11 protein-coding genes are annotated in these 10,518 nt (G+C 70.0%); all 11 read right to left on the reverse strand.

The window, feature by feature from the left end; all coding sequences use genetic code 11:
* The coding region (locus E5198_RS18395; protein WP_136491405.1) for an ATP phosphoribosyltransferase regulatory subunit at positions 1 to 706 on the reverse strand (706 nt) is incomplete at its 3' end.
* A 32-nt stretch (positions 707 to 738) separates the two neighbouring features.
* Positions 739 to 924 (reverse strand): DUF2065 domain-containing protein, encoded by a 186-nt coding sequence (locus tag E5198_RS18400; protein ID WP_136491415.1) that lies wholly within the window; start codon positions 922 to 924, stop codon positions 739 to 741.
* A 106-nt stretch (positions 925 to 1,030) separates the two neighbouring features.
* Positions 1,031 to 1,900, reverse strand: a complete 870-nt coding sequence (hflC, locus tag E5198_RS18405; protein WP_136491406.1) for a protease modulator HflC — start codon at positions 1,898 to 1,900, stop codon at positions 1,031 to 1,033.
* Positions 1,900 to 3,045 (reverse strand): FtsH protease activity modulator HflK, encoded by a 1,146-nt coding sequence (gene hflK, locus E5198_RS18410; RefSeq protein WP_136491407.1) that lies wholly within the window; start codon positions 3,043 to 3,045, stop codon positions 1,900 to 1,902. The genes hflC and hflK overlap by 1 nt, the downstream gene beginning before the upstream one ends.
* Before the next feature lie 99 nt (positions 3,046 to 3,144).
* Positions 3,145 to 4,446 (reverse strand): ribosome rescue GTPase HflX, encoded by a 1,302-nt coding sequence (gene hflX / locus E5198_RS18415; RefSeq protein WP_136491408.1) that lies wholly within the window; start codon positions 4,444 to 4,446, stop codon positions 3,145 to 3,147.
* Positions 4,447 to 4,461: 15 nt separating this feature from the next.
* Positions 4,462 to 4,710 carry an RNA chaperone Hfq gene (hfq, locus tag E5198_RS18420; protein WP_136491409.1) on the reverse strand — a complete coding sequence of 83 codons (249 nt, stop codon included), beginning with the start codon at positions 4,708 to 4,710 and terminating at the stop codon, positions 4,462 to 4,464.
* A 110-nt stretch (positions 4,711 to 4,820) separates the two neighbouring features.
* On the reverse strand, positions 4,821 to 5,795 hold the full coding sequence (gene miaA, locus E5198_RS18425; protein WP_136491410.1) for a tRNA (adenosine(37)-N6)-dimethylallyltransferase MiaA: 975 nt from the start codon (positions 5,793 to 5,795) through the stop codon (positions 4,821 to 4,823).
* A gap of 38 nt (positions 5,796 to 5,833) precedes the next feature.
* Positions 5,834 to 7,729, reverse strand: a complete 1,896-nt coding sequence (gene mutL / locus E5198_RS18430; protein ID WP_136491411.1) for a DNA mismatch repair endonuclease MutL — start codon at positions 7,727 to 7,729, stop codon at positions 5,834 to 5,836.
* Positions 7,726 to 9,216 (reverse strand): N-acetylmuramoyl-L-alanine amidase, encoded by a 1,491-nt coding sequence (locus E5198_RS18435; RefSeq protein ID WP_136491412.1) that lies wholly within the window; start codon positions 9,214 to 9,216, stop codon positions 7,726 to 7,728. The genes mutL and E5198_RS18435 overlap by 4 nt, the downstream gene beginning before the upstream one ends.
* Positions 9,217 to 9,218: 2 nt before the next feature.
* The gene (gene tsaE, locus E5198_RS18440) at positions 9,219 to 9,692 is read right to left on the reverse strand and encodes a tRNA (adenosine(37)-N6)-threonylcarbamoyltransferase complex ATPase subunit type 1 TsaE (RefSeq protein ID WP_136491413.1); all 474 of its coding nucleotides are present in this window, start codon (positions 9,690 to 9,692) and stop codon (positions 9,219 to 9,221) included.
* A partial coding sequence (locus tag E5198_RS18445) for an NAD(P)H-hydrate dehydratase (protein ID WP_136491414.1) occupies positions 9,680 to 10,518 on the reverse strand: 839 nt, incomplete at its 5' end. The genes E5198_RS18445 and tsaE, both read right to left, overlap by 13 nt.

A 10,518-nucleotide genomic window follows, 5' to 3' on the forward strand; every position in this document is an offset into this window, starting at 1 on the left:
CCGCGGCCAGCTGCGCGCGCGCCTGGCCCAGCACCTCGCGGCCGCCGCACAGCTCGGCCAGGGCGCGCAGCATGGCGCCCTGCTCGGTCGGCAGGCCGGCGGTCAGCTCGGCGATCTCGTCGATGGCCTTGCGCTGCAGGGCGTCGAACAGCTGCTGCTCGGCCTCGCCGGACAGGCCGGCGGCGCGGGCCAGGCCGCGGTAGATACCGACATGGCCGAGATCCATGTGCACGTCGGCGACACCGGCCAGCTCGAGCACCTCGAGCATCAGGCCGATGACCTCGCGGTCGCTGGCGGTGCTGGCGTCGCCGTACAGCTCGGCGCCGATCTGGATCGGGCTGCGCGAGGTGGACAGCGCCCGCGGCCGCGCATGCAGCACGCTGCCGGCGTAGCACAGGCGGCTCGGGCCCTCCTGGCGATGGGTGTGCGCATCGAGGCGCGCCACCTGCGGGGTGATGTCGGCACGGAAGCCCATCTGCCGTCCGGACAGCGGGTCGGTGACCTTGAAGGTGCGCAGGTCGAGATCCTGGCCGGCGCCGGTGAGCAGCGACTCCAGGTACTCGATGTGCGGAGTGATGACCAGCTCGTAGCCCCAGTTGCGGAACAGGTCCAGCACCTGACGGCGAGCCGTCTCTATGCGTGCCGCTTCTGCCGGCAGCACTTCCTCGATTCCGTCCGGCAGCAGCCAGCGGTCCAGCGTTGCCATATTGCCTCTCCCCTTTCGGCCGGGCGTGGTGTTCAACGGAGCCAGTAGAGCAGCGCCGTTCCCAGCAGCATGCTGCCCAGTCCGATCAGCCGCAGCTGGCGATCCTCCAGCCCGGCCAGACTGATGACAGCCTCGCGCCAGCGCCGCGGACAGAGGAAGGGCAGGATGCCCTCCAGCACCAGCAGCAGACAGAAAGCGATGCCGAGTTCTTGCCACATGGTTCCCGCAGACGCAAAAAAGCCGGGAAATCCCGGCTGACTCATGATAACACGTTTTCCCCGCGATCACGCCGGCGGCTGCACGGGCAGCCGCCGGGCGGACCGGTCAGGGCTTGACCTGCTCCAGATAGCGGAAGAAGTCGCCCTTGGGATCCAGCACCATCACGTCGCGCTTGCCGGCGAAGCTCTCGCGGTAGGCCTGCAGGCTGCGATGGAAGGCGTAGAACTCCGGGTCCTGGCTGTAGGCCTTGGCATAGATCGCCGCCGCCTGGGCATCGCCCTGGCCGCGCAGCTCCTCCGCCTCGCGGTAGGCCTCGGCCAGCAGCACGCGGCGCTGGCGGTCGGCGTCGGCGCGAATGCCCTCGGCCAGCTCGCGACCCTTGGCGCGGTGCTCGCGGGCCTCGCGCTCGCGCTCGGTGCTCATCCGCTCGAACACGCTGCGGTTGACTTCCTTGGGCAGATCGATGGCCTTGACCCGCACGTCGAGCACCTCGATGCCCAGCTCGCGGCGCGCCATGCGGTCGAGCAGCTGGGTAATGTCGGCCATCAGCGCATCGCGCTCGCCGGACACCACCTCATGCAGGGAGCGCTTGCCGAACTGGTCACGCAGACCGGACTCCAGTCGGCGCGACAGGCGCTCGTCGGCGATCTGCTTCATGCCCGAGGTGGCGGTGTAGAAGCGCTCGGCATCGGCCACCCGCCACTTGGCGTAGGCGTCCACCATCACCGCCTTCTTCTCCAGGGTGAGGAAGCGCTGGGTCGGCGAGTCCAGAGTCAGCAGGCGGGCATCGAACTTACGCACCTGGTTGACGTAGGGAATCTTCACATGCAGGCCCGGCGGCACGTCGGCCTGGACGATGCGACCGAACTGCAGCAGCACCGCCTTCTCGGTCTGCAGGACGATGTAGAAGCAGTTCCAGCCCACCAGCGCCAGCACGGCGGCGGCGATCAGGGCGATCAGCGACTTGTTGCTCATCAGCGGCTCTCCCTCGAACGCAGGTCACGCTGCGCATCCGAACCCACCCGTGGCGCCTCCACCGCACCGGACTGGATGCTCGGCATCACCGGCGTCGACAGCGGCGCGCGGCCTTCCATCATCTTGTCCAGCGGCAGATAGAGCAGGCTGTTCTGCCCCTGCTCGCTGCTCATCAGCACCTTGCTGGTATTGCCCAGCAACTCCTGCATGGTCTCCAGGTACAGGCGCTGGCGGGTCACCTCCGGGGCCTTGCGGTATTCGACCAGCAGCTTGCTGAAGCGGTCGGCCTCGCCCTGGGCGCGGGAGACCACTTCCTCGCGATAGCCGTTGGCGTCCTCGACGATGCGCTGGGCCTGGCCGCGCGCCTCGGGGATCACCCCGTTGGCGTAGGCCTCGGCCTGGTTCTTCTCGCGCTGCTCGTCCTCACGGGCCCGGATCACGTCGTCGAAGGCTTCCTGCACCTCGCGCGGGGCGGCGGCGCTCTGGATGTTGACCTGGGTGACGGTGATGCCGGTCTTGTAGGTGTCGAGGAAACGCTGCAGGCGCTCCTTGACGTCGGCGGCCATCTGCTCGCGGCCCTCGGTCAGCACCTGGTCCATCGAGGTCGAGCCGACCACGTGGCGCAGGGCGCTGTCGGTGGCGTGCTGCAGGCTGACTTCCGGCTGGTCGACGTTGAGCACGAACTCCTGCAGGTTGCTGACCCGGTACTGCACGGTCAGCGGCACCTCGATGATGTTCTCGTCCTCGGTGAGCATCTGGCCCTGCTTGCTGTAGGCACGCTCGCGGGTGACGTTTTCCTGGAACTTGCGGTCGATCGGCGGCAGATAGAGGTTCAGACCCGGCCCGACGGTCTCGTAGTACTTGCCGAAGCGCAGGATCACCGCCTGCTCCTGTTCGTCCACCACGTAGACGGCGCTGTACAGCCAGAGCGCGGCGAGCACGCCGAAGCCGATGGCCACGAGGCCGAGACCGCCGCCCGCGCCGCTGTCGCCGCTGCGCTTGCGACCACCGAACAGGCTGTTCAGGTTGTCCTGCAGCTTGCGCAAGGCTTCGTCCAGATCCGGTGGCCCCTGCCGACCGCCGCCACGGCGGCCGCCCCAGGGATCGTTGTCGTTCGAGTTGCCACCCGGCTCATTCCAGGCCATAGCGTTCTCCCCACTGATAACGCGTAGACGTGCCCACAGGGCACATCCGTCCATGCTACCGAAAGCCTCCGAGCGGCGGCAAAGCCGGGCGCCCGGGCTTTATTGCAAAGTGTGTTGCGCGAGAAAGTCGTCGGACTTCCAGCCCTCGCGACTGACCAGCTTGTTCAGCTCGACCCGCGGCAGGCGTACCTTCAACAGGATGGCACCTTCCTCGTCATGCTGCTCGTCCTGCACCGCACCGAGCGCGAACAGCTGGGCACGCAGGCGGCCGAGCTGCTGCGGCAGGCGCAGGATGCCGACGAACAGGTCATCGCCGAGCAGTTCGGTGATCGCCTGGCGCAGCAGGTCCAGGCCCTGCCCCTCGCGGGCCGACAGCCAGACACGCACCGGCTTGCCGCTGTCGTCGCGCTGGATCTGCGGCGCTACGTCGGGCAGCAGGTCGAGCTTGTTGTACACCTCGAGGGTCGGCAGCTGGTCGGCACCGATCTCCTTGAGCACCGAGTAGACCTGCTCGATCTGCAGCTGGCGCTCGGGCTCGTGGGCGTCGATCACGTGCAGCAGCAGGTCGGCGTTGCTCGACTCCTCAAGGGTGGCGCGGAACGCCTCGACCAGCTTGTGCGGCAGGTGGCGGATGAAGCCCACGGTATCGGCGAGGATCACCGGACCGACGTCGGCGAACTCGAGGCGGCGCAGGGTGGGATCGAGGGTGGCGAACAGCTGGTTGGCGGCGTAGACGTCGGCCTCGGTCAGCGCATTGAACAGCGTCGACTTGCCGGCGTTGGTGTAGCCGACCAGCGAGACCACCGGCACCTCGGCGCGCTTGCGCCCGCGGCGCGCCAGCTCGCGCTGGCTGCGCACCTTCTCCAGGCGCTGCTTGATCTGGCGGATGCGCACGCGCAGCAGGCGACGGTCGGTTTCCAGCTGGGTCTCGCCCGGGCCGCGCAGGCCGATGCCGCCCTTCTGCCGCTCGAGGTGGGTCCAGCCGCGCACCAGGCGCGTGCTCATGTGCTCGAGCTGGGCCAGTTCGACCTGCAGCTTGCCTTCATGGGTGCGCGCACGCTGGGCGAAGATGTCGAGAATCAGGCCGGTACGGTCGAGTACCCGGCATTCGAACTCGCGCTCGAGGTTGCGCTCCTGACTGGGAGTCAGGGTGTGGTTGAAGATGACCAGTTCGGCCTGCTCGGCCCTGACCTGCTCGCGGATCTCGTCGACCTTGCCGCTGCCGATCAGGAAGCGTGCCGTGGGCTGGTGCCGGGGTACGCTGATGAAGCCAGCGACCTCGGCACCCGCCGAACGGGCCAGTTCGAGAAACTCGTCGGGATCTTCACGCGCCTCGGGCGCCTGGCCGTCCAGATGAATCAGGATGGCCCGCTCGCCACCCTCGTGGCGCTCAAAGAACAAGACCGGCGGCTCCGCTTATTCGGCGTTGCCCGGCTCACCCGACTCGCTGCTGGGCAGACGGACCGGACGGCTGGGAACCACGGTGGAGATCGCGTGCTTGTAGACCATCTGGCTGACGGTGTTCTTCAGCAGGATGACGAACTGGTCGAACGACTCGATCTGGCCCTGCAGCTTGATGCCGTTGACCAGATAGATGGAAACCGGAACGCGTTCCTTACGCAGGGTATTCAGGTAAGGGTCTTGTAGCGAATGCCCTTTTGACATTTTCCACACTCCTTCAGGGGATAAGTAATTGTATTAATCAGGTCGAATTCGACGAAGTCATGGCTTGCGACGGCGCTTTCCCCACAGGATAGCCGGCTGCGGGCCGAAACTCAGCCATTAATGGCGACAGTCTGCAGGTATTTCAAGGTACGCGCGAGATTGTCTGCGGCCAGGCTGTCGAGCCAGTGCAGCGACGACCAACTGCGCAGCCAGGTGAACTGTCGCTTGGCCAGCTGGCGGGTGGCGATGATGCCGCGTTCGGCCATCTCCTCCCGGGTCAGACGGCCCTCGAGATATTCCCATACCTGCCGGTAGCCCACCGAGCGGATCGACGGCAGCCCCGGGTGCAGGTCGCCGCGCGCATGCAGCACTTCGACCTCGGCCACGAAGCCCTGTTCCAGCATCAGGTGAAAACGCCGGGCGATGCGCTCGTGCAGCAGCGCGCGCTGCGCCGGGGCGATGGCCAGGTGGGCGACAGTATAAGGGAAAGCCTGTGCGTGCGGCGCGCCGCCGTGCAGATTTTGCAACACCTGCTGGCGGCGGCGATGCTCGCTCATGTTCAGGCCGCTGACCCGGTACACCTCCAGGGCACGGACCAGGCGTTGCGGGTCGTTGGGATGGATGCGCGCCGCCGACTCCGGGTCGACCCGCGCCAGCTCGGCATGCAGCGCGGCGAGCCCCTCGGCGGCGGCCTGCGCCTCCAGCTGGGCGCGGACCTGCGGATCGGCCGAAGGCATGTCGGCCAGGCCCTCGAGCAGCGCCTTGAAGTACAGCATGGTGCCGCCGACCAGCAGCGGGATGCGCCCGGCGGCGGTGATCTCGGCCATGGCTGCCAGCGCATCGCTGCGGAACTCGGCGGCCGAGTAGCTCTCGGCCGGGTCGCGGATGTCGATCAGCCGGTGCGGGAACTCGGCGAGCAGCTCGCGCGGCGGCTTGGCGGTGCCGATGTCCATGCCGCGGTAGACCAGCGCCGAGTCGACGCTGACGATCTCGCAGGGCAGCACCCGCGCCAGCTCGATGGCCAGGTCGGTCTTGCCCGAGGCGGTCGGACCCATGAGGAAGATGGCGGGGGGCAGCGCGGACATCGGCGAACTCGGTGTAGGGATGAGGGAAGGCAGGGCGCTCAGCGTCCGCGCAGGAACAGCTTGTCCAGCTCGTCCATGCCCAGCTGGGTCCAGGTCGGCCGGCCGTGGTTGCACTGGCCGCTGCGCTCGGTGCTCTCCATGTCGCGCAGCAGGGCGTTCATCTCGGGCAGGGTCAGGCGGCGGTTGGCACGCACCGCGCCATGGCAGGCCATGGTCGCCAGCAGCTCGTTGAGATGGGCCTGGATGCGGTCGCTGGAGCCGTATTCGAGCAGGTCGCTGAGCACGTCGCGCACCAGCTGGCTGGCCTGCGCCTGCTTGAGCAGCGCGGGAATCTGGCGGATCGCCAGGGTTTCCGGCCCCAGGCGCTGCAGCTCGAAACCGAGGCGGGCGAACCAGGCGGCGTGCTCCTCGGCGCAGTCGGCCTCGCGCTGGCTGAGGGCGACGGACTCGGGCACCAGCAGCGGCTGGCCGCGCAGGCCCTCGCTGGCCATGGCGCTCTTCAGCCGCTCGTAGGTGATGCGCTCGTGGGCCGCGTGCATGTCCACCAGCACCAGGCCGTGGGCGTTCTCGGCGAGGATGTAGATGCCCTTGAGCTGGGCCAGCGCGTAGCCCAGCGGCGGCACGTCGCCCTGCCCCTCGGGCAGCGCCGCCGGCCCGGCCAGCGGAGCGAAGAACTCGCGGTAGGCGCCCTGCAGCTCGGCCTGCGGCTGGGCCGCCGGCGCCTGCACCGGCCGATAGGCGCCTCCACCGCCCGGACGGCTCTGCCCGCCGAGCGGCGCCTGCCAGGCCGGCTCCGCCGGCGTGGCAGCCGGCACATGCTCGGCCAGCACCATCTCGTTCTGCCCGGCGAACTCGCCGGCGGCCAGGCCAGTGACCTGCGGCTCGCCGCGCGGCGCAGTGGCGGGAGCCAGCTGGCTCTCCGGGCGCACGTCGGCCAGCGCGCGGTGCAGGGTGCCGTAGAGGAAGTCGTGGACCATCCGGCTGTCGCGGAAGCGCACCTCGTGCTTGGTCGGGTGCACGTTGACGTCGACCACCGCGGGGTCGATCTCGAGGAACAGCACGAAGGCCGGGTGGCGGCCGTTGTACAGCACGTCGCGGTAGGCCTGGCGCACCGCGTGGGCGACCAGCTTGTCGCGCACCATGCGGCCGTTGACGTAGAAGTACTGCAGGTCGGCCTGGCTGCGCGAGAAGGTCGGCAGGCCGACCCAGCCCCACAGACGCAGGCCGTTGCGCTCGAGGTCGAGCGGCAGCGCCTGCTCGAGGAAGGCCGGGCCGCAGACGCTGGCCACCCGCCGCGCGCGGCTGACTTCGTCCTTCGCCGGATGCAGGCCGAGCACGCCCTTGCCGTTGTGGCGCAGGTGGAAGCCGACCTCGAAGTGGGTCAGCGCCAGGCGCTTGATCACCTCCTGCAGGTGGTCGAACTCGGTCTTCTCGGCGCGCAGGAACTTGCGCCGCGCCGGGGTGTTGAAGAACAGGTCGCGCACCTCGACGCTGGTGCCGTCGGGATGCGCCGCCGGCTGCACCCGCGGCGCCATGTCGCTGCCCTCGACCTCGACCTGCCAGGCCTGCGGGGCGCCGCGCCGGCGCGAGGTCAGGGTCAGGCGCGCCACCGAGCTGATCGAGGCCAGCGCCTCGCCGCGAAAGCCGAGGCTGAGCACCCGCTCGAGATCCTCCAGCTCGCGGATCTTGCTGGTGGCATGACGGGCCAGGGCCAGCGGCAGGTCGTCCGGCTCGATGCCGGCGCCGTCGTCGCGCACGCGCAGCAGCTTGATGCCGCCCTGCTCCACCTCGACGTCGATGCGCGTGGCGCCGGCGTCCAGGCTGTTCTCCAGCAGCTCCTTGGCCACCGAGGCCGGCCGCTCGACCACCTCGCCGGCGGCGATCTGGTTGGCCAGCCGCGGGGTGAGCAGCTGGATGCGCGCCGGTGCGCTCATGGCTGGGCCGCCAGGGTCGGCGCAGGGATGGTCAGCATCTGGCCGGCCTTGAGGTTGTCGCTGGCCAGGCGGTTGGCGCTGCGCAGCGCGGCCTGGCTGACCTGGTAGCGCTGGGCGATCAGTGCCAGGCTCTCGCCCGGGGCCACCCGGTGGGCACGCTCGCCCACCTTGATCTTGCCCTGGTCGCGCAGCCAGGCGATGTAGGTGCCAGGCGGCGGGTTCTCGTGGAAGAACTGCCGCACACCGCTCTGGATCGAGCGCGCCAGCGCCTGCTGGTGGCTCTTGGTGGCCAGCTTCTGCGATTCGCCGGGGTTGGAGATGAACCCGGTTTCCACCAGGATCGACGGGATGTCCGGCGACTTCAGCACCATGAAGCCGGCCTGCTCGACCCGGCGCTTGTGCAGCGGGGTGATGCGCCCCATGTTCGCCAGCACCTTGTGGCCGACGTCCAGGCTGGAGGACAGGGTGGCGGTCATCGACAGGTCGAGCAGCACCCCGGCGAGCATGCGGTCCTTGTCGTCGAGGCTGACGCTGCCGACGCCGCCGACCAGATCCGAGCGGTTCTCGCTGTCGGCCAGCCAGCGCGCGGTCTCCGAGGTGGCGCCGCCTTCGGAGAGGGCGAACACCGAGGCGCCGAAGGCCGCCGCGCGCGGTGCGGCGTCGGCGTGGATGGAGACGAACAGGTCGGCGCCCTTCTTGCGGGCGATCTCGGTGCGCTTGCGCAGCGGGATGAAGTAGTCGCCGGTACGCACCAGTTCGGCGCGGAAGCCTTTCTCCTGGTTGATCAGGCGCTGCAGTTCGCGGGCGATCTCCAGCACCACGACCTTCTCGCGCAGGCCGCGCGGGCCGATGGCGCCCGGATCCTCGCCGCCGTGGCCGGCGTCGATGGCGATGACGATGTTGCGCTTGCCGCTGGGCAGCGGCGCCGGGCGGGCCGCCGCCTCGCGAACCACGGTCTTCGGCGCTTCGGGCGCGACCGGCGGCGGGTTGTCGGCCGCTGGCGGCGCAGCGCTCCCCTGGGCCACCGCGGGCACTGCCGCGGGCGCCTTGGGCGCAACAGCCGGCGGCGCCTCGCCCTGATCGAACAGGTCGACCACCAGGCGATGGCCGTACTGCTGGTTGGGCGCCAGGCTGAAGCTCTTCGCCTCCACCATCGCGGCGGTGTCGATGACGATGCGCAGCTTGCCGGGGGCCTGCTCGGCGGCGCGCAGGCCGGTGATCGGCGTGTTGGCCGTGGCCAGCTGCTCGAGACGGGTCCTCAGCTGGGCCCCCTCGACGTCGATGACGATGCGCTCCGGCGCGCTCAGGGAGAACACCTTGTGCTGCACCGGCCCGCTGAGGTCGAACACCAGGCGGGTGTTGTCCGGCGCACGCCACAGGCGTACGCCACGAATCTCGCTGGCCGCATGCACCACCTCGGCGGCCAGCATGGCCAGCAGGGTGCCCAGTACGGCAAGCAGCGCCCGGGGGCGAAGGGCCCATCCCATGTTCATTGGACTCCCACAGTCGTCAGGGCGGCGCACCAGGACTCGCCCCGCGCGCCGTGGGGCAGCAGGCGCAACGCCCGCCCCTCGCCATGCACGTCGATGCTGATGTCCAGGTCCGCCTTCGGCAGAATGCCGGCGCCGCGCTCGGGCCACTCGATCAGGCACAGCGCGTCGCCTTGGAAATAGTCGCGGATGCCGAAGAATTCCAGCTCCTCGGGATCTGCCAGGCGATACAGGTCGAAATGGTAGACCAGCCGCTCGCCCAGCTCGTAGGGCTCGACCAGGGTGAAGGTCGGGCTCTTCACCGGCCCTGCATGGCCCAGGCCGCGCAGGATACCGCGCGACAGGGTGGTCTTGCCCATGCCCAGGTCGCCATGCAGGCAGATCACTCCGCGCCCGCCGGTCACCTCGGCCAGGCGCGCTCCCAGGGCCAGCATGGCCGCCTCGTCAGCGGCGTACAGCGTCACTTCAGGCACGGACTGTGCTCCTCCAGCAGTTCACGGATGGTCTCGATCAGGTCGGCGGCCGCCAGGCCGCGTCCGCCGCGGCCCAGGCGCTCGCCGGCGCAGGCATGCAGCCAGACGCCCAGCCGCGCCGCGGCGCCCACTTCCAGGCCCTGCGCCAGCAGGGCGCCGAGCAGGCCGGCGAGCACGTCGCCGAGGCCGGCCCCGGCCATCGCCGGATGACCTCGGTCGCACAGGTGCAGTTCCCCGCCCGGAGTCGCCACCAGGCTGCCGAGTCCCTTCAGGACCACCACCGCATTCAGCCGGCGCGCCAGCTCCAGCGCCGCCGCCGGGCGATCGGCCTGCACCTGGGCGCTACTGCAGCCGAGCAGGCGCGCCGCCTCGCCCGGATGCGGAGTGACCAGCCAGTCGCCGGCCGGCGGCGCCAGCAGCCCGGCGGCCAGCAGGTTGAGCGCGTCGGCGTCCCATACCTGCGGCTTGCCCTGCGCGCCGAGGCCGGCCAGCAGGGTGCGCGCCCAGGGGCCCTGGCCGCAGCCGGGACCGAGCACCAGCACGTCGGCCTGGGCCAGCAGCGCGTGCAGTTCGAAGGACGACTGCACGGCGCGGGCCATCACTTCCGGGCGTCGGACCAGCATGGCCGGCACGTGCTCGGCGCGGGTGGCCAGGCTGACCAGCCCGGCACCACCGCGCAGGCAGCTCTCGGCGGCGAGCAGCGCCGCGCCGCCATAGCCGAGGTCGCCACCGACCAGCAGGACGTGGCCGAACTGGCCCTTGTGGGCGTTGCGCGGCCGCGGCGGCAGGCGCGGCACGCTGTCCGCCGCCAGGCGCCGCGCCGCCG

It is taken from the genome of Pseudomonas sp. A-1 (assembly GCF_004801855.1).
In the GTDB taxonomy this organism is placed as follows: Bacteria; Pseudomonadota; Gammaproteobacteria; order Pseudomonadales; family Pseudomonadaceae; genus Geopseudomonas.

Coding starts and splice junctions, on each gene's coding strand:
- E5198_RS18400 (WP_136491415.1), bottom strand. CDS start 924: ATGTGGCAAGAACTCGGCATCGCTTTCTGTCTGCTGCTGGTGCTGGAG.
- hflC (WP_136491406.1), bottom strand. CDS start 1,900: ATGAGCAACAAGTCGCTGATCGCCCTGATCGCCGCCGCCGTGCTGGCG.
- hflK (WP_136491407.1), bottom strand. CDS start 3,045: ATGGCCTGGAATGAGCCGGGTGGCAACTCGAACGACAACGATCCCTGG.
- hfq (WP_136491409.1), bottom strand. CDS start 4,710: ATGTCAAAAGGGCATTCGCTACAAGACCCTTACCTGAATACCCTGCGT.
- miaA (WP_136491410.1), bottom strand. CDS start 5,795: ATGTCCGCGCTGCCCCCCGCCATCTTCCTCATGGGTCCGACCGCCTCG.
- mutL (WP_136491411.1), bottom strand. CDS start 7,729: ATGAGCGCACCGGCGCGCATCCAGCTGCTCACCCCGCGGCTGGCCAAC.
- E5198_RS18435 (WP_136491412.1), bottom strand. CDS start 9,216: ATGGGATGGGCCCTTCGCCCCCGGGCGCTGCTTGCCGTACTGGGCACC.